The sequence below is a fragment of the Ruegeria sp. YTSC106 genome (genome assembly GCF_059609765.1).
Window position 1 is genome coordinate 23,465 of sequence record NZ_JBXWMI010000008.1, and the last position, 19,349, is coordinate 42,813.

At 58.0% G+C, this 19,349-nt stretch carries 17 protein-coding genes and 1 tRNA gene; 5 read left to right on the plus strand and 13 right to left on the minus strand.

Annotated elements, in window-relative coordinates; translation table 11 throughout:
* Positions 1–51 precede the first annotated feature (51 nt).
* The 5 genes from AC2FEB_RS12465 (at position 52) to AC2FEB_RS12485 (ending at position 5,972) form a co-directional block, all read left to right on the plus strand.
* Positions 52–125: transfer RNA gene (locus AC2FEB_RS12465), tRNA-Gly, on the plus strand.
* Positions 126–254: 129 nt separating this feature from the next.
* Positions 255–2,075, plus strand: coding sequence for an ABC transporter transmembrane domain-containing protein (locus AC2FEB_RS12470; protein WP_117868213.1), 1,821 nt, complete (start codon positions 255–257; stop codon positions 2,073–2,075).
* A 159-nt stretch (positions 2,076–2,234) separates the two neighbouring features.
* Positions 2,235–4,124: an acyl-CoA synthetase gene (locus AC2FEB_RS12475; RefSeq protein ID WP_496675726.1), complete on the plus strand. Its 1,890-nt coding sequence runs from the start codon at positions 2,235–2,237 to the stop codon at positions 4,122–4,124.
* Between the two features lie 12 nt (positions 4,125–4,136).
* On the plus strand, positions 4,137–5,060 hold the full coding sequence (locus AC2FEB_RS12480; RefSeq protein ID WP_117868215.1) for an alpha/beta hydrolase: 924 nt from the start codon (positions 4,137–4,139) through the stop codon (positions 5,058–5,060).
* Positions 5,061–5,168: 108 nt separating this feature from the next.
* Positions 5,169–5,972: a class I SAM-dependent methyltransferase gene (locus AC2FEB_RS12485; protein ID WP_496675728.1), complete on the plus strand. Its 804-nt coding sequence runs from the start codon at positions 5,169–5,171 to the stop codon at positions 5,970–5,972.
* Between the two features lie 23 nt (positions 5,973–5,995).
* On the opposite strand, the gene AC2FEB_RS12490 is transcribed toward AC2FEB_RS12485, so the two are convergent.
* The 13 genes from AC2FEB_RS12490 to AC2FEB_RS12550 all read right to left on the minus strand — a co-directional run bounded on the left by AC2FEB_RS12490 (position 5,996) and on the right by AC2FEB_RS12550 (position 19,325).
* Entirely contained in the window at positions 5,996–6,832 is an 837-nt protein-coding gene (locus AC2FEB_RS12490; RefSeq protein WP_117868217.1) for an alkaline phosphatase family protein, read from the minus strand.
* Positions 6,833–6,986: 154 nt separating this feature from the next.
* Positions 6,987–8,624, minus strand: coding sequence for an ABC transporter ATP-binding protein (locus AC2FEB_RS12495; protein ID WP_299895067.1), 1,638 nt, complete (start codon positions 8,622–8,624; stop codon positions 6,987–6,989).
* Positions 8,621–9,436, minus strand: a complete 816-nt coding sequence (locus tag AC2FEB_RS12500) for an ABC transporter permease (protein ID WP_117868219.1) — start codon at positions 9,434–9,436, stop codon at positions 8,621–8,623. Before AC2FEB_RS12500 ends, AC2FEB_RS12495 begins: the two co-directional genes overlap by 4 nt.
* Positions 9,433–10,389, minus strand: a complete 957-nt coding sequence (locus tag AC2FEB_RS12505) for an ABC transporter permease (protein ID WP_117868220.1) — start codon at positions 10,387–10,389, stop codon at positions 9,433–9,435. Before AC2FEB_RS12505 ends, AC2FEB_RS12500 begins: the two co-directional genes overlap by 4 nt.
* A 15-nt stretch (positions 10,390–10,404) precedes the next feature.
* Positions 10,405–11,991, minus strand: coding sequence for an ABC transporter substrate-binding protein (locus AC2FEB_RS12510; protein WP_117868221.1), 1,587 nt, complete (start codon positions 11,989–11,991; stop codon positions 10,405–10,407).
* 235 nt (positions 11,992–12,226) lie between these two features.
* A complete protein-coding gene (locus tag AC2FEB_RS12515; protein WP_496675732.1) occupies positions 12,227–13,330 on the minus strand; it encodes a DUF4147 domain-containing protein in 1,104 nt (367 codons plus the stop codon).
* Complete coding sequence (gene dtd, locus AC2FEB_RS12520; protein WP_117868223.1) at positions 13,330–13,767, minus strand: D-aminoacyl-tRNA deacylase; 438 nt, start codon at positions 13,765–13,767, stop codon at positions 13,330–13,332. The genes AC2FEB_RS12515 and dtd overlap by 1 nt, the downstream gene beginning before the upstream one ends.
* A 42-nt stretch (positions 13,768–13,809) precedes the next feature.
* Positions 13,810–14,478 carry a nitroreductase gene (locus AC2FEB_RS12525; RefSeq protein ID WP_496675734.1) on the minus strand — a complete coding sequence of 223 codons (669 nt, stop codon included), beginning with the start codon at positions 14,476–14,478 and terminating at the stop codon, positions 13,810–13,812.
* Positions 14,479–14,543: 65 nt separating this feature from the next.
* The gene (locus AC2FEB_RS12530) at positions 14,544–15,659 is read right to left on the minus strand and encodes a TFIIB-type zinc finger domain-containing protein (RefSeq protein ID WP_496675736.1); all 1,116 of its coding nucleotides are present in this window, start codon (positions 15,657–15,659) and stop codon (positions 14,544–14,546) included.
* Between the two features lie 7 nt (positions 15,660–15,666).
* Positions 15,667–15,984 (minus strand): CPCC family cysteine-rich protein, encoded by a 318-nt coding sequence (locus AC2FEB_RS12535; protein ID WP_496675739.1) that lies wholly within the window; start codon positions 15,982–15,984, stop codon positions 15,667–15,669.
* Between the two features lie 9 nt (positions 15,985–15,993).
* Positions 15,994–17,142 (minus strand): SPFH domain-containing protein, encoded by a 1,149-nt coding sequence (locus AC2FEB_RS12540; protein WP_117868227.1) that lies wholly within the window; start codon positions 17,140–17,142, stop codon positions 15,994–15,996.
* Between the two features lie 22 nt (positions 17,143–17,164).
* Positions 17,165–18,160, minus strand: coding sequence for a DUF2927 domain-containing protein (locus tag AC2FEB_RS12545; RefSeq protein WP_496675743.1), 996 nt, complete (start codon positions 18,158–18,160; stop codon positions 17,165–17,167).
* The gene (locus AC2FEB_RS12550) at positions 18,135–19,325 is read right to left on the minus strand and encodes a toxic anion resistance protein (protein WP_299640154.1); all 1,191 of its coding nucleotides are present in this window, start codon (positions 19,323–19,325) and stop codon (positions 18,135–18,137) included. Before AC2FEB_RS12550 ends, AC2FEB_RS12545 begins: the two co-directional genes overlap by 26 nt.
* Positions 19,326–19,349 lie beyond the last annotated feature (24 nt).

The following is a 19,349-nucleotide window of genomic DNA, read 5'->3' on the forward strand; positions in this document are numbered from 1 at the left end:
ACTTCCGGCTTGACGTGCCCGAACGCATGACTTAACCAGCGCAAACCATTTGCGGGTATAGCTTAATGGTAAAGCCCCTGCCTTCCAAGCAGGCTATGTCGGTTCGATTCCGTCTACCCGCTCCATTCCTTTCATAAAATTCTGCGTCAAATGGCCCTTTCGACCTACCGATTTTGGTCGTGATGCTTGACCATACCTGACTGTACCTCCAAGAAAGCGGTCACTCAGTACCGTTCAGGACACAAAGGCCAGACATGGCAAGACAAACCGTCAGCAAACCAGCAAATGCCGCAGCCCCCGGCGCCTCTGAAGAGCGCGCCCGTTCAAAGAAGATTGGGGTGCTGGCCTCGCTTTGGCCGTTCATGAAGCCCTACAAGTTCCTGATGATCGGCGCGACGCTGGCGTTGATTTTGACGGCGAGCATGACCCTGACGCTGCCACTGGCAGTACGGCGCGTCGTTGACAACTTCCGCATTCAGGATGGCGAGCTTCTGGATTGGTATTTTCTGGCCGCGCTCGGCATTGCCGCCGTTCTAGCCGTGGGCACCGGTATTCGGTATGCACTGGTCACCCGTCTGGGCGAACGGGTGGTGGCTGATATCCGCAAGGCGGTGTTTGACCGCGTCATCGGCATGAGCCCGGAATTCTACGAACGCATCATGACAGGCGAGGTGCTAAGCCGGATCACCACTGATACGACGCTGATCCAATCGGTTCTTGGTTCATCCGTGTCCATTGCCCTGCGAAATATGTTGATGTTCGTCGGTGGGCTGGTTCTGATGCTGCTGACATCTGCCAAACTGACCGGGCTGGTATTGTTGCTGATCCCTGTCGTCATAGTACCGATTCTCGTTCTTGGCCGCCGCCTTCGCGTGATCAGCCGCGAGAATCAGGACTGGATCGCCGCCTCGTCCGGCAATGCGGGTGAGGCATTGGGGGCAGTGCAGACCGTTCAGGCGTTTTCTCACGAACAAGCCAGCCGTCAGCAATTCGGTGAGATGACCGAGACCTCTTACGGTGTATCGCTGCGCCGCATACAGACCCGTGCGGTCCTGACGGTTATCGTGATCTTCCTGGTCTTCTCGGGTATTGTTGGCGTTCTGTGGATGGGTGCGAACGACGTGCGAAACGGGCTAATGACCGAAGGCGTTCTGATCCAGTTCGTGATCTATTCGATCATCATGGCAGGTTCAGTGGCAGCCCTGTCCGAAATTTGGAGCGAACTTCAGCGCGCCGCAGGTGCCACCGAGCGTCTGGTCGAGTTGCTGCATGCAGAAGATACTGTCACCGACCCTGCCAATCCTAAAGCGCTGCCCAAAGACATTCAGGGCGAAATCCGGTTTGAAGACGTCAGCTTCCGCTACCCGGCGCGCCCCGATACAGTTGCACTGGATCATCTCTCGCTTTTAGTGAAACCCGGCGAGACGGTCGCATTTGTCGGGCCATCGGGTGCGGGAAAAACAACCGTGATTCAACTGATCCAGCGCTTCTATGATCCAAACTCGGGCCGCGTGACGCTGGACGGCCTTGATCTGCGCGACCTTGACCGGTCAGACTTCCGCCACCACATGGCTTTGGTGCCTCAGGATCCTGTGATCTTTGCTGCGTCCGCGCGTGAAAACATCCGCTTTGGGCGTCTGGACGCCTCGGATGCAGAAGTCGAATCTGCCGCGCGTGCCGCTGCCGCGCATGACTTTATCGCGGCCTTGCCAGAAGGATATGACAGCTTTGTCGGCGAACGGGGTGTCATGCTGTCCGGCGGGCAGAAGCAACGTATCGCCATTGCCCGCGCAATCCTGCGCGACGCGCCGGTTCTGCTGCTGGACGAGGCGACTTCGGCGCTGGATGCGGAAAGTGAACGCGCAGTGCAAGGTGCTGTGGACAAGATGCGTGCCGGGCGCACGACCCTGATCGTTGCGCATAGATTGGCAACTGTGAAAAAAGCCGACCGCATCGTTGTGCTGGAAGAAGGCCGCATCGTAGCGCAAGGCAGCCACGAGGATCTGGTGTCTCAGGACGGGCTGTATGCACGCCTTGCGCGCCTGCAGTTCACCGATGGTGTCGCTGCTGAATAAGAGTGACGCTCCGGCATTTGCGAATTCGCCGTAGCGTCATTCTACATTTTACCCCCCTTGAAGGCTAAGGCCTCGCTTGCGCGAGGTTTGTTTTGCTTCCATCTTGGTCGCGAATAACAAGCCCGCGCAAAACGCGGGAGAATATACGGGAGGAACCACATGGCCTTTGTGGGATTGGAAGACAAGAAGCGTATGGAACAGGAAATGCCGTGGGAGGATCGGGATTTGCCTGTCACCTTCCATCAGCTTTTGTCGCGCACGGCAGGGAAGTTTCCCAACCATAATGCCATGAGTTTCCAACTGTTCTCGGGCCCGAACGACAAGGCCGAGACCCTGACCTGGTCGCAACTTTTGGCTCAGGTCAATCAGGCGGCTAACCTGTTCCGCTCGCTGGGTGTGGGCGAAAAAGACGTGGTCGCTTTTGTGCTGCCCAATTGCAATGAGACATTGGTCACACTGATGGGCGGTGCGGTCGCGGGGATTGTGAACCCGATCAATCCCCTGCTTGAACCGGAACAGATCGCCGCGATCCTGCGCGAGACCGGCGCCAAGGTCGTGGTGACGCTGAAATCCTTCCCGAAAACAGATGTCGCCCAGAAGGTCGAGGAAGCGGTGCGCCACGCACCCAAGGTCAATACCATTCTGGAAATTGATCTGAACCGGTATCTGACCCCGCCCAAATCATGGCTGGTGCCGTTCCTGCGCCCCAAGATGGGCGACAAGGAAAAGCTCGCCCATGCGGATTACAAGAACTTCCACACTGAACTGGCCAAACAGCCGACGACGCTGACTTTTGAAGACAGCAAGGAAGATCGTGTCGCCTGTTACTTCCATACCGGTGGCACCACAGGTATGCCGAAGGTGGCGCAGCACAAGTATTCCGGCCTGATCTACAACGGCTGGTTGGGTAGCACGCTTCTGTTTGACGAAAACGACGTCATCATGTGCCCGCTGCCCATGTTCCACGTTTTCGCGGTGCACGTGATTGTGATGGCAGCCGTTTCATCCGGTGCCCATGTGGTTTTCCCGACACCACAGGGATATCGCGGCGACGGGGTGTTCGACAATTTCTGGAAGCTGATCGAGCGTTGGAAGGTGAGCTTTATCATTACCGTGCCAACTGCGATTTCAGCCAAGATGCAACGCCCGGTCGATGCCGATATCTCAAGCGTAAAAACGGCCTTTTCGGGCTCGGCCCCGCTGCCGGTGGAACTGTTCCGCCGGTTTGAAGAAGCCACCGGCGTCACCATTGTCGAAGGGTATGGTCTGACAGAAGCAACGTGCTTGGTCTCGTGCAATCCGGTGGACGGCGAGAAAAAGATCGGATCGATCGGTATTCCGTTTCCTTATACAGACGTCAAAATCCTGCAGGACGGACCGGACGGACCGACCGAATGCGGGACTGATCAAATCGGTGAGATCTGTATCTCGAACCCAGGTGTCTATGCGGGAAATACTTACACCGAGGCCGATAAGAACGTTAACCTGTATCACTTCGATGAGTACCTGCGCACAGGTGATCTGGGGCGCTTCGACGAAGATGGGTATCTGTGGATCACCGGTCGCGCGAAGGACCTGATCATTCGTGGCGGTCACAACATCGACCCTGCCGAGATCGAAGAGGCTTTGCTGGGCCATGAAACCGTTGCTTTTGCCGGTGCTATCGGCCAGCCGGATGCGCATTCCGGTGAAGTTCCCTGCGCCTTTGTCGAACTGGTCGAGGGCGCATCGGTCACCGAAAAAGAGCTGATGGATTACTGCAAGGTCCACGTGCATGAACGCGCGGCGCAACCCAAGCACATGACCATTCTGGATGAGCTGCCCAAAACTGCCGTTGGCAAGGTGTTCAAGCCTGATCTTCGGAAACAGGCTATCACTCGTATCTACAACGGCGCTCTCGAGGATGCTGGTTTAACGGCACGGGTGGTTTCTGTCATCGATGACAAGAAGCGCGGCCTGGTCGCGCAGCTTGACGCGAACGGATCTTCGGAAGACGATGTTGCTAAAGTGCTGGGGGTATACACCCGGCCATGGGAGTGGTCTGAATAAGCCGGAGGGACAATGGACTATGAACGCCTGATCGACGAAGAAACCTGGGCGTTCATACGTCGCACGGCCGAAAGCTATCCTGATGACGCGGTACAGTTGTCGATTGAGGATCAGCGCCGTGTCTATGACACCATGTGTCAGGACTTTCGCCAACCACGCCCGGCTGGCGTGGAAACAGAGGACAGGGCGGCCGATGGTGTTCCGGTTCGTATCTACTCTGCCGGGCAACCAACCCGAACAGTCGTCTATTTTCATGGTGGCGGTTTCGTTGTTGGTGGTCTCGAAAGCCACGACGATGTTTGCGCTGAGTTATGCGTCCAAACCGGGTACCGGGTCGTCGCCGTCGATTACCGGCTGTGCCCTGAACATGTGCACCCGGCACAGTTTGATGACTGTTGGACGGCTGCGAACTGGGCCGCAAGCGAATACGGTGACCCGCTGATATTGGCCGGTGACAGCGCCGGTGGAAATCTGGCTGCCGCTGTTTCGCATCACGCGCGCGGGCGTTTGGACGGGATCCTGGGGCAGGTGCTGATCTACCCGGGCCTCGGTGGGGACCCCAGTCAGGGGTCCTACACGGAACATGCCCAGGCCCCCTTGCTGACGTTGGATGAAATCAAGTTTTATGAAACCGTCCGATACTCGGGCGTTCAGCCCAAGGGCGATCCAACCTATGCTCCGTTGCAGGACAGTGACTTTTCAAACCTGCCGCCGACCGTGGTTGTAACGGCTGATTGCGATCCGCTGCGAGACGACGGGCAGGTTTATTGCAGGCGGATCAACGCGGCGGGCGGGCGGGCCCACTGGATCAACGAATCCGGTCTTGTTCACGGATATCTGCGCGCGAGAACCTCGGTGAAACGTGCGGCTGACAGTTTCGAACGTATTTCGGTTGCGATAGAAGCGCTGGGGCAGGGGATTTGGTCCTACGACTAATGCAGCGAATGTCTCGGCAATGGTGCTCGAAAGCCCGGTACGTTCACAACCCAACAAACCGTTAGGCTGTGGTATAGTCTCTTGGAATTTCCAAGGAGACATTAGGTTATGACCGACCCCTTCCAGAACGTTGATGCCGCAGGGCCTGAATTCATCAAGTTGTTTGCGGATTCAATGGACCAACGGCAAGCGGACCCGACCATGGAACGGATCGTTGCTGCGTATCTGGATCATCTGCATGTGACGCGGGCGTCCACAGTTGTAGAGGTCGGTGCGGGTGCAGGCGCCGTAACGCGTCGCATCGCATCACGCTGCCACCCGGCAGCAGTTGTCGGGTTTGAACCCTCGAAAGGGTTTGTCTCGGAAGCCAGCGATCGGGCTAAAGAGTATTCGAACCTGACGTTTAAGGTGGCGGACGGTGCCGCGCTGCCTTTGGAAGATGATGCCGTCGATGCGGTCATTATGCATACGGTGCTAACGCATGTGGAAGATCCCGAATCTCTGGTTGCCGAGGCTTTCAGAGTGCTTAAACCTGATGGTCAGTTGATTGTGTGTGACGCTGATTTTTCCAAAGCGACGTTCAGCTCTTTTCCAAATGATCCACTGGATATCTGCGCAAAAGAGTTCGTTCGCGAGTTTGTGACCGACCCCTTTGTCGTCGCAAAACTCAGGCCAATGATTGCCGATGCCGGACTTTCTGTTAGGCACTTTGACGTTCAGAGCAGAGTTGTATCAACACCAGAGCACATGTTGCCTTGGGTCGACCTGACCACCAAGCAAATGTACGAGCGAGGTGACATCGGAAAAGAATTGGCGGTGGGGCTTGTGGCCGAGCACGAAAGACGTGCTCGAAACGGGTCACTTTACGGATACCAGGTGTTTGCGACAATGGTGGCCGCAAAGGCCACATAGGCGACCCCGAAACTGCATGCGCATTACCGCAGAAACGGTTCGGCCTTCATTGTCTCTGCAATGGGGGCACCTATCCGGCTCAGGATGGTCGGGGCCAATTGCAACTGGTTTATGACGGTCTCAGAGTCTGGCCCTTCGGCGTCGCCGAAATAATACAGCGCCGTTTCCTGTTGCAGTGGGCTGCGTCCACCGTGGTGCCCACGCTCGTCCTGGCCGTGATCCGCCGTGACGATCACTTCATATCCCAACTGGCGCCAGCGGGGGATGAAAGGGGCCAGCATCTCGTCGGCGACAAAGCAGGCGTGATCCATTTCTTCACAATCGTGGAAGAAACGGTGGCCCATACTGTCCAGCGTGCAGGTGTGCAGAATGCCATAGTCCAGCCCGAACCGCAGGCACAGATTGGTCAGAGTGGCATACAGGTCGACATCAGATGGCGTCATCTGATTGGCTTTGCCATAGCCGGTCATGCTGTGAAAACGGCCATGGTTGATCGTCCGGCTTTCGGGTTCGTCATATTCGATGTCGCGGACGTAATCAAAGGGATGACGGTTGAAGAACTGCGACCAGTAGCTGTGTGTCACCGCTCCGGTCACACCACCGGATTCACGCACCTGACTAAAGACGTCCTTGTGGCTCAGCCGGAAGACGTTTCCATTCCCGGTGCAGCCGTGCTCTTGCGGCGTCACGCCTGTGTGGATCGACGCATAGCAACTGGCCGATGTCGAAGGCAGCACCGCGCGCAGTTTCCAGACACGCGCTTCGCCGCTGTCGACCCAGCCTTCGAGATTGCCGAACAGGCGGCGAAAATTGCGATAGGGGACACCGTCCAGAATGATGAGAAGTAGCTTGCGGTCCATGTCGAGGCCCTTTGAGAGACATTGCGTTCCGGCGACCCTAGGAGATTCGACGTCCATCGGCTGCCACTTTGCGCCCCCAATAGCAAAATCCCGACACCTGTCATCAGACAAAGTGCCGGGATTTCAAACCGTCATTGAATTGTCGCGAACCGGATCAGTTCCCGGCGCTTTCCATCTTGCGATGGGCGACAACTTCCTCCAGCCAGCCCAGATGCATTTCAGGCACCGAACTGAGCAGCAGGTCGGTATAATCGTCGAAGGGCGGGCTCAGCACCTGACTCTTTGAGCCATAACGGGCCACGCGACCCTGATACATCACCGCGATGCTGTCGCTGATCGCGCGGACCGTCGCCAGATCGTGGGTGATGAACAGATAGGCCACATCCTCGATCTTCTGCAAGTCCAGCAACAGTTTCAGGATGCCGTCCGCCACCAGCGGATCCAGCGCTGAAGTGACCTCGTCACAGATGATCATCTTGGGCTTTGCCGCGAGCGACCGCGCGATACAGACACGCTGTTTCTGGCCGCCAGACAATTCCGCAGGATAGCGGTCGATGAATTTTTCGCCCAGCTCGATCTCATCCAACAACTCGATGATCCGTTTGCGCTTCTCAGCGCCGCGCATGTTGAAATAGAACTCCAACGGGCGGCCGATGATGGTGCCGACGGTCTGGCGTGGATTCATTGCCACGTCTGCCATCTGATAGATCATCTGCAACTCGCGCAGATCCTCGCGAGACCGTCCCGCAAGGTTCGGCGAAAGTGTGCGCCCGGCAAAATTGATCTCACCATCGCGCGGCGGCAACAGGCCGGTGATAACCCGGGCCAGTGTTGACTTGCCCGAACCGGATTCGCCAACGACCGCCAGCGTCTGTCCCGGATGAAGTTCGACATTGACGTTGTGCAGCACGTCGAAGTTCAGCCCCTTGTAGCGTGCAGTGATGCCTTCGACGGTGAGCAGCGGTTGCGGCGTGGGCTGTTTTTCTTCGTGCTCGATTGAACGAACCGAGACCAAAGCCTGCGTATACTCTTCCTGCGGGTTGTTGATGATCTGGTCGGTGCTGCCGTATTCGACTGTATCACCCATCCGCAAAACCATGATATCGTCGCTGACCTGCGCGACAACGGCCAGGTCATGCGTGATGTACAAAGCGGCAACGCCGGTATCGCGAATGGCATCCTTGATTGCCATCAGAACGTCGATCTGGGTGGTCACATCAAGCGCTGTGGTCGGTTCGTCGAACACCACCAGATCAGGTTCGGGGCACAGAGCCAGAGCGGTCATGCAACGCTGCAACTGACCGCCTGAGACCTGGTGCGGATAACGGCTGCCGATGTTGTCAGGATCGGGCAATCCCAGCTTGGCGAACAGTTCGCGCGCGCGGCCTTCGGCCTCTTTGCGGCTGAACTTCTTGTGCTCAACCGCGGCTTCGACAACCTGATCCATGATCTTCTTGGCCGGGTTGAACGACGCGGCAGCGGATTGCGAGACATAGGCAACCTCACCCCCGCGCAGATTGCGGATATCGCCATGCGATGACTTCAGGACGTCACGTCCGTTGACCCAGACTTCGCCGCCGGTGATTTCAACGCCACCCCGGCCATAGGCCATTGAGGCGAGACCGATTGTGGATTTCCCAGCACCAGATTCACCGATCAGGCCCAACACCTTGCCGCGCTCGAGGTCAAAACTGACCCCGTGCACGATTTCGATGTCATGGGGTTTCTCACCCGGTGGATAAACGGTCGCACCGATCTTGAGGTCGCGGACCTTGAGAAGGGTATCACTCATCCCCGGCCTCCTTTCAGCGATGTGGTTCGGTTCAGGATCCAGTCAGCCACAAGGTTGACCGAAATCGCCAGCGTCGCGATGGCGACAGCCGGGTACAGCGCCGCGCCAATGCCATAGACGATTCCATCTTTGTTTTCCTTCACGATGCCACCCCAGTCGGCCAGTGGCGGCTGTACGCCCAGGCCCAGGAAGGACAGGGTAGAGATGAACAGCACCATGAAGATGAACCGCAGTCCAAACTCGGCCACCAATGGCGACAATGCGTTCGGCAGGATTTCCCGGAAGATGATCCAAGCCCGTCCCTCACCGCGCAGTTTTGCGGCTTCGACGTAATCCATCACGTTGATATCCACGGCAACGGACCGCGACAGGCGATAGGGGCGTGTCGCATCCAGAAGGCCCATGACAAGGATCAGGATCGGAACAGTGACCGGAACGATGGCCAGAATGACCAGCGCGAGGATCAGGGTCGGGATCGACATGATCAGATCGACTGTCCGGCTGAGCGCCTGATCCGCCCAACCGCCCAGAACGGCGGCCAGCAAACCGAGCGAGGTACCGGTCAGAAAGCTGAGCAATGTCGCGGCGGCGGCAATGAAGATCGTCGTGCGCCCGCCATAGATCATGCGGGTCAGCAGGTCACGGCCGATATTGTCAGTACCCAGCAGGTGCTCGGCACTGGTCGGCTCCCATACATCGCCGACCACTTCCGCCATCCCGTAGGGCGCGATCAACGGGGCAGCGATTGCCACGAAGAAATAGGCGCCGGTGAACATAAGGCCAATCAGAGCCGAAATAGGAATGTTCTTCATTTCGGATGCCTCAGTCTTGGGTTTGCAAGGATCGAGACGATATCCGCGACCATGTTCAGGCCGATGTAAACAGCCGCGAACACCACGCCGCAGGCCAGAACGACCGGCACGTCACGCTTGGTCACGGCGTCCACAAGGTACTGCCCCATGCCGGGATAGACGAAGACAACTTCGACCACGACAACGCCGACAACCAGATAGGCGAGGTTCAGCATGACGACGTTCACGATGGGCGAGATTGCGTTGGGAAAGGCATGCCGCGCGATGACCTGAAATGTGCTCAGGCCCTTAAGCTCTGCCGTTTCGATATAAGCGGATTGCATCAGGTTCAGAATTGCAGCCCGGGTCATACGCATCATCTGCGCCAGCACCACAAGTGTCAGAACAAATGCCGGCAAGGCGACGGCGTACAGTTTCTGGCCGATGGACATGGAATCATTGACCATGGCAAGCGAGGAAAACCATCCCAGTTTGACTGAGATGTAATAGATCACAACGTAGCCGATCAGAAACTCGGGGATCGATACCGTCGTCAATGTGATGGCGGAAATCAGCTTGTCTGGCCAGCGATTGCGGTATCTGACGGCCAGCAGCCCAAGGAAAATCGCTAGTGGAACCGAAACGATTGCCGCAACACAAGCCAGGAAAAGCGTGTTGCCGAGGCGTTTTCCGATGCTCTCAGAAATATCAAGCTTGTTGGTAAGCGATTGACCAAGGTCGCCCTGAACAATGCCTCCCAGCCATTCGAAATAGCGGGTCAGGGCGGGGCGGTTCAGGCCCATTTCTTCGCGGAGGTTAGCCAAGGCCTCGGGGGTTGCGGACTGCCCCAGGACGGCTTGCGCGGCGTCTCCGGGAAGAGCTTCGGTCAGGCCAAAAATCAAGGCCGAAGCGCCAAACAGCAATAGGATTCCCAGCGCGAGGCGCTGGGAAACCAATTTGATGATGGGATGCATTATCCGTGGCCCGTCTTAGACGAACCACATTTTGCGGGACATGTTGCCGTTCATCATCTCTTGCGTCGGGTCGCTTTCCCAGCCGTCCAGTTGGTTGCTGACACCTTCGACAAAGTCGTTGAACATCGGGCAGATCAGGCCGCCTTCGTCGCGGACCATTCTGCCCATCTGGCTATAGATGCCCTTGCGTTTTTCAACGTCCAGCTCCGCCTTTGCCGCGAATAGCATGTCATCGAACGCCTGAACCTTGAACCGAGTGTCGTTCCAGTCTGCGGTTGATAGATACGCGGTCGAGTACATCTGGTCCTGAACCGGACGGCCGCCCCAGTAGGAGGCACAGAAAGGTTGCACGTTCCAAACTTCGGACCAGTATCCGTCATTGGGTTCACGCTTGATCTCAAGCGGAATTCCGGCCTGCGCCGCCGTCTGTTGGAACAGCGCTGCGGCATCCACAGCACCCGGGAAGGCACCGTCAGCAACACGAAGGATAATCGGCGAGCCGTCATGACCGGACTTCTTGTAGTGCTCGGCAGCTTTTTCCACGCTGAACTCGCGCTGTTCGATGGTCTCATCAAACAGTGGGTAGGCGGCGTTGATCGGCATATCATTCCCGATCGAGCCATAGCCGCGCAGTACCTTGTCCACCAGATCCGTACGGTTGATTGCGTATTTCAGTGCCGTGCGCAGTTCGTTGTTGTCGAACGGAGCCGTGTCGCAATGCATGATGAAGACATAATGTCCGCGACCCGCTGTTGAATGCACCGTCAGGTTTGGCGCGCGCCCCAGTAAGTCGGCTACTTTGGGTTCTACGCGGTTAACGGCGTGCACCTGACCGGACTGCAGCGCTGCAGTACGTGCGGTCGCATCGTTGATGACAACCACTTCGACGCTGTCAAAGTTGCCGAAATCGCTGTTCCAGTGGTTTTCGTTCTTGGTGAACAGGTGACGGACACCGGGCTCGTCAACTTCCAGTTTGTACGGACCAGTGCCGATCCCAGCCGCCGGGTTATCCATGCCGCCGTCCGGCTGAATGATCAGGTGGTAGTCCGCCATCAGATAAGGCAGGTCGGCGTTCGCTTCGGTCAGAGTGACCTGGAAGTTGTCGCCGTCGGCCTTCATTGACTCGATGCCCTTCATGATGCCGAGGGCGCCAGATTTGGAGTCTTCGTTCGAGTGGCGCTGCATGGTCTTCAGCACGTCCTCGCTGGTCATAGTCTTGCCATTGTGGAACTCGACACCCTGACGCAGTTTGAAGGTCCAAACCTTGGCGTCCGCGCTGCCTTCGACGCTTTCAGCCAGGCGCGGCTCGATGGTCCCATCAGGTGCAACTTCTACAAGCTGGTCGCCGAATTGCTTGCCGTTCTGGAACGGAACCGAGCTGGCATAGGTCGCGGGATCCAGCGAGTTTGTGGACTCGCCACCCTGAAGGCCAAACTTCAGGTCGCCGCCCTTTTTCGGGCCAGCTGCGCGTGCTGCGTCGGCGAACATCGTGCTGGCCACGGCAGCCGAAACGCCCAGGGCCGCGGCTTTCCCCATGAATTCGCGGCGGGTCATTTTTCCGGCTGTGACCTGACCGGCCATATGCGTGATTTGTTCGTTCATTTAGTGATCTCCCTATCGAGTGGTTCCAGCCCTTTTCGGGCTTTTGTTGACGCATGAGTCAACGTTGGCTTATTTCCGCGGACCGGGCAAGGACATTTCTCCTAAATACCGATGGCCGAAGCCCTCTCTTTCTTGTCAGGTGTGCGGCAATTGCTGATTGGGTGTTCAGGTGCAGTCTGCATTTCCGGGTAGTTTCCGGTCGATTGCGGGTCAAGGTGGCATGATAAGCGTCAATTCATCCACGTATCGCGACAACCAGGTCCATGACATTGGTGCCGGTTGGCCCTGTTATCAGCAAAGCATTGGCTTTATCCAGGAAAGACCCGCTGTCGGCTTTTCGAAGCGCGCGATCTGCGCCATCACCCCAGGTTGCGCCTGTTATGATTCCTCCCGCCGCATTTGTCGGACCGTCCGTGCCGTCGGTGCCGCCCACGACCACCGCAAGATCTGTTTGGCCTGAAATCTCTTTGGCCAAGGCAAGCGCAAGGGCCTGATTTCTGCCGCCACGCCCCGGGTGATCAGGCAAAACCACGGTCGGTTCTCCGCCAAAGATCATCACTCCCTTTTTCATTTCGCGCAGCATGGGCCCAAGACGCGCCGCGACCTGCAAATAGTCGTCGTGCAGGGCCTCATTATTGGTCAAGACACTCAACCCCGCCGTTTCCGCTGCTTTGGCAGCCGCATTGCGGGCATGCGCGTTCGAAGCAACGATCCGGGTGGTGGCCGCAAAGGAATGTTTATCAGGCAATGCTCCGATTCCCGATCCGATGACATTCAGGTCGTCTCCGGGCACATCCGAAATCGCCAGAACAGTGGCGCGGTTTCCGGCGAAATGGGACAGCAGACCGCCGCCCTTGATACGCGACAGCTTGCGCCGCTCGGCATTCATCGCGCGGATATCCAGCCCTTTGGACAGCAGTTTGCGGTTTAACCCCTCGAGGTCATCAAGTGATGTTCCGGAAAGTAGGTCCTCGGCCAGGGATGACGCGCCGCCCGAAACCAGCAGCAGCACATGTGATCCGGGTTCCATTTGTTCCATGGCCAGGCGCAGAGCACGCCCGCCCGCAAGACTGCGGTCGTCCGGAACGGGGTGTGACGCTTCAATCACCTCGACCCCACCCGGCAGGTCGCGGCCATGGTCGTCTTTGGTGACCACAAGCGTGGGGATAGCGCCAAATTGCGCCAGCGCAGCCCGCGCCATGGCTGCGGCTGGTTTGCCCACGGCCAGAATACGGTCGGGTTTCGGGACATCAGGCAAGGCGGCTTGGGTGGCCTGATATCCGCCGACGGCCTCAACCCCGGCCTGCCACAACCTGACGGCTTGCTTCTCAATATCCATCAATTCTCCACCCAGATCGTGACTGGCCCATCATTTACAAGCTCAACCGCCATGTCCGCGCCGAACTGTCCGGCTTCCACTGCGATCCCCTGCGCGGCAAGGTGCTCTGCGAAGACCGTGTACAACTGCTCTCCCAGCTCAGGCGGGGCTGCGTTCGAAAATCCGGGGCGATTGCCGCCGGAGGTGTCCGCCGCCAATGTGAACTGGCTGACCACCAAAGCAGAGCCTTCAACATCCAGAAGCGAACGGTTCATCTTGCCGGCGTCGTCCTTGAAAATCCGCAGTTTCGCGGTTTTCTCGGCCAGTTTTTCTGCCTGTGCCTTGCTGTCGCCCTGCATGGCACAGACAAGAATCATGAGCCCAGGGCCGGTTGTGCCTATGACGGTGCTTCCGACCGACACTTTGGCCTGTGTCACCCTTTGCAGCAATGCGCGCACTTGGTTCCTCCCCCGAAACGTTGAGCCTGCCTGAGCGACGGTTTAGCCGCGCCAGTCCACAAAGTCACCCAATGCCGCGCGCTCCGTACGGAAGCTGTTTGCAGGATGATCCATATCCGAATAGCCAAAGGAAATTGCACACAGGATCAGCTGGTCATCGGGGATCTGAAAATACTGATGCAAAAAAGGACTATATGTGGCCAATGCCGCTTGCGGGATGGTTGCCACGCCCAAAGCCTGAGCAGCGAGCGCAAAAGCCGTGACAAAGCCGCCGCAATCCATTGCACCATATGGTCCAAGCTCTGCCGGGCTTGAGATGATGGCACAATGTGGTGCGCCAAACAGGGCAAAGTTCTGCATCATTTGCTGGGCCGATTCCTCGCGGTTCCCCCGTTTTACGCCAACCGCGTCGTAGAGTGCCCAGCCGCACGTCCGGCGGCGGTCTTTGTACACGCCGGAGTAAGACGTGGGAAATGGAAGATCCGGGGCCGGTGTGCCGTTTTCCGCCTCGTTTAGCATCGCGTCGCGGAACCTGTCGGTTTCGTCTCCGCTGGTGATGACCAGTTGCCAAGGTTGCGCGTTGCACCAGCTTGGCACCCGGGACGCGCTGGTCACGATCTGCGCGATCTGTTCTTGCGGTACCGGGTCCGGCAGAAAGGCCCGGCAGGAATGACGTTTGTCCAGCAAGGCATTCAATTCAGCAATCGACACGTGGACCTCTTTTCAACGTTGCAGGCCTGAGGATGAAGGTGCGGTGTACAATGTACAAGAGGCTGTTATTGCTGTCCTGTTGCCATCAAGTACCCGACACCTGCGGCAACCAGCAGACCAAGTACAACGGCGATTGTGATCTTTATTGCCGACCAGGGGCGCTCTCCCTGAACCCGACCGGTCCGGCCGTTCACCACGAAACGATAGGTCTGGCCGCGATACTTATAGGCCGCCAACCAGACCGGCAGCAGGATATGTTTGAATGTGACATCGCGCACATCGGTGTCCACTGCGTGGATACGTTGCCTGTCGCCACCAATATCAAAACGTACATCCCGCTCGATCACGCGCGCCATATGTGCTCGGGCCTCGGCATATCCCTCTTTCAGCTCAACCGTATAGGCCTCGGCGCGAAACCCGGCGAGGTATTCTGGTTGGTAGGGTTCCAGAGCTGGTAGATCCCAAGGCTCCAGAGCATCGGTGTAAGTCTTGGGCAGTGACCTTGAGGCCAATACCAACACGTCGTCAAAAAAACGCGCCACCCGGCCGGACTTGGGCGTCCAGCGGACTTTTGGCACCTGTTGTTGCACCCGTTTGCCATCCCGCATGACGGTGCGGGTTTCATAGTAGACTGTGCCGCGCTCTCCGCGATAGGCCGATTTCGTATCGGCATCAAAGGTCCAGTACGGCACGTAGATACCCTGCATCCTACGTCCTTTGCGGGCATAATCCTTGAGCCCGTTCGGAGCGAACCACAGCCGCCCCAGCCAATCGCTCATCGCCGTGTGGGCCACGCGTTCATCCAGAGCAAAAGGCAGAACGCCCTTCGGTTTGATATGTCGGTTCACCCCGGTGTCCGTCACAACCGGAGTAGCGCAGAACGGGCATTCCGCAGCATGGGTGTTGGGGTCGAATTCAACCTGCGCCGCACAATTTGGGCAGGACAGAACCCGTGTCTCTTCGATTTCGCTGTCGGGCAGGCGGTCAGCGATGGCCGCGTCGAAATCCAGCTCGCGCAGGCTGGCGCCGCCCCAGGGTCCCGCACCGATCGGTTCGGAATGGCCGCAATGGTTACAGGTCAGCGTGCCGGATTTCGGGTCGAACCGATAGTCCGCGCCGCACTGGTCACACGGAAAACGGTGTTCCGCGACATCAGGCGATGGGGCAGGGGCATGAGTCATGACACGCTCAGTCCTTGAGACGGAAGTAGAGATAGGCCGCGCGGTTTCCCTCGGGCAGGACATGCGGCAGCATCGCGGCCTCGCAGGCCCCGATCGTCTTGAAACTGTCGCGCCCTTCGGCCAGCGTCAGGCTATGATTGGCCGCCGAGGGCTCGCGTGGGTTCGTGTCACAATGGATTTCCTCGTCCTCCCAGAAACAGATCGGACAGATCAGGTACTTTCCGCGCTCCGAAAGGGTGACATAGTCGCAGCAGGGGCAGACGAAATGCGGGCCGGGCCGCGTTCTGCGTCTGACCTTCTTCGAGCGCTTTCCAGGGCCGGCCATGCGGTGCCCTCATGTGCCGGGTGGGGGCGGAGGCAGAATGGTGAACAGCTGCGCCAGCTCCTGCACCTCGCCCGCTTTCTTCCATCCGTCCTGACCAGGCGTCCACACGAAAGTGTCGCGCGTGATCTCGCCGTCGCTGGCCATGCGGCCCATCTTGGCCTTCGAGAACGGGCCGCTGGTCTGTCCGTCCACCGCGATATGCCACACATGCTCGACGGGGGGCGGAGGCGGCGGGGCCACATGCGCGGCCGGTTGCGCAGCAGCGGGCGCGGTCGCGCCCCACGGGCCTGACGGCTGACCCGCTGCCATGTTCGCCATCTGGTTCGCCATCGCCATGCCCATTCCCATGCCAAGGCCAGCGCCCATGCCGCCACCGCCGTTTGGGTTGCTGGCGGCCGCCGTCATTGCCTCGGCTGCGGAATACTGTGTAAACTTGCCCAGATCACCGGCCAATCCCATCGAGGTGCGCTTGTCCAGCGCCGCCTCGACCGCCGGCGGCAGCGAGATGTTTTCGATATAGAACTCAGGCATCTCGAGCCCGTATCCGTCCAGTACCGGCGACACCTCGGCCGCGATCAGCTTGCCCAGATCGGCGGTGTTGGCGGCCATGTCCAGAACCGGAATGCCCGACCCCGCGATGACCCGACTGAATTCCTGCACGATGATGTTGCGGATCTGAAAGCTGATCTCGTCCATTGTGAATTCACCGTCAGTTCCTACGATCTCGATCAGGAACTTGGCTGGGTCCTTCACACGTACAGTATAAGTGCCATAGGCGCGGATCCGGGTCGGCCCGAACTCCGGATCGCGCAGCATGATCGGGTTCTTTGTGCCCCATTTCAGGTCGTTGAACCGTGTGGTGTTGACGAAATAAATCTCTGACTTGAACGGAGATTGAAATCCATGATCCCAGTGCTGCAACGTGGTCAGGATCGGCATGTTGTTTGTTTCAAGCATATAAAGGCCCGGCGTAAACACATCCGCCAGTTGGCCTTCGTGCACAAAGACCGCCGCCTGACCTTCGCGCACGGTCAGCTTGGCGCCATACTTGATCTCGTGACCTTCGCGCTCGAACCGCCAGACCATGGTGTCACGGGTGTCATCCACCCAATGAATGACATCAATGAATTCTCCGGTCAGAAAATCGAATATTCCCATTTGGGTTCTCCTGTCCTTGGGGTCAGAGCGGCTGCCCCATCAGTTCGTGTGCAATAATTCTTACAATGGGTCGTGCTTCGTCGACGTCTACGCCGGGCTGCAGTCGCGGGTCATACAGCATCGTCAGCAGCTTTTCGTCGTGGCTGGTCAGCAGGGCAAACTCGTCGTCATCATTGAAAATCGAAGGTCGCGCTGCCGGGCTGTCATTGGACAGGCCAAGACCCTGAGCAATTTCTTCGTGAATGCAGCTTTGGCGGCCCAGATCCGTCAATTCGGCCCGGATAAGGGAAACGGCTCGTACGTATCTGTGTGGTGATGAGGTCGTTGCCGATGCAAACACCAGACAATCGATATTGGCACGTGGATTGGCCACCAGGTTCAGCGAGTCCTGACCGATATTCGGGATCAGCTGCTTCAGGCGGGATACGACATAGGCGCTGTCGTCCTTGCCTGCAAAAAAGACATGGAAATTGGCGTTGCGAGAGACGACGGAAATCGGATGATCGGTCAATCTGGCCAGACGGGTGGCAAAGGACCGAACCTGATCTGTGTCTTTCTGCCGTGCAGAGGGAAGCACCGAAGGGCCGAACTCGGTCTGTATGCGCACCGACCCGGACCATCGGCTGAGTTGCCCGTCCGTCTGACGCGAGCCAACCGCGACGCTCTGCGTCGGATACTCACTGTAGAACGCAATCGCTTCGAAATTCCGCGACAGATCTTCGGCATCATAGGGGGTGTCGGGGCCGCCCCCATCGATGCGCAAAAGTCCCCGCACCAGCAGGTCCCGTTCAACCCGCCGATAAAAGCGCGCCAGATCCTGACTTGCGGCAGACGGCGGCACATAAGCAATGGCTGCCACAGGTGCGGGTGCGGGGCGGGGTTGCGGAACAACGGATGACGTCAGGGTCTCATCGCAATTGGCCAGGGCCAGGAATGATACTATACCCAATGTTCGTTTCAAGTAACCGAAGGCCCGCACGCTGAACCCGCCCTTAGCCAGGTACCGCCGTACCGGCATTGTCGCCGGTTCCGTCGCGCCGTGCCTTGGCAGACGCCAAAGTGTCGCGCAGTTCCTTTTCCATCTTCTGCAACTCAGCTTCGGCTGCGGCGCGTTTGGCCTTGCCTTCGTCCGCAATCGCAAGGCTTTCGTTGATGGTGCCAATTAGGTCGGCATTGGCCTGCTTGACTGCTTCGATGTCAAACACACCGCGCTCCATTTCTTGGCGGATCATCTTGTTCGATTCACGCAGGTTGGCTGCGTTCGAGGTCAAAAGCTCGTTGGTCAGGTCATTTGCATCCCGCACCGCGGCAGCGGCCTCGGCGCTGCGCTGGATCGTAACCGCCTGGGCCAGTTGCGTTTCCCAAAGCGGGACGGTGTTCACCAGTGTCGAGTTGATCTTGGTGACCAGCGACTTGTCGTTTTCCTGAACCAAACGGATCGACGGCAGCGACTGCATCGTGACCTGTCGTGTCAGTTTCAGGTCATGAACCCGGCGTTCGAGGTCATCGCGTGCCGCGCGCATGTCGCGCAGTTCCTGCGCCTTCATCACCTGTTGTTCTTCGGGTGCAGCCTGAACTTCGGCTTCTTTTTCAGGGATGGCGTGGCTGTCGAGTTCGGTCAGCTTCTCTTCGCCCGCCGCGATGTACAGCGCCAGTTCATCATAGAAATCCAAGGTCTTTTCATACAGCAGGTCCAAAGACTTGATATCCTTGAGCAGCGTATGCTCATGCCCCAGTAGATCGTCGGTAATGCGGTCGATCTGGTCCTGAACCTCTTCGTACTGAGCGGTAAATTTTGCAAATGGTGCAGCTCTGCCCAACAGTTTTTCCCACCAGCTACGTTCGCGACGCACGTCAAGTTCACTGACCGAGAACCCGCGTATCGTGGTTACGATGTTGCGCAGGCTGTCACCGGCCGGGCCGACATCCTTGTTGCGCACATCCGCCAGCATGGCCTGGCTGATTTCCTGAAGTTCGGCCTGAGCGGACGAGCCAAACGCGACGATCGAATTGGTGTTGTCCATGTCGATTTCATTCATCCGCTTGCGGATTTCGGCGCTGACGGGTTCGTCGGCTTCCTCCAGCGACACGACTTCGGCCTGTGGTTCGGGCAGGGCAACTGCGGTGACTTCCTGTACCAGAGTTTCGGCCTGAACTGCCTTTTTCTTGATCTCATCGGACATGGGGATGTTCCTCGCTCAAATAAT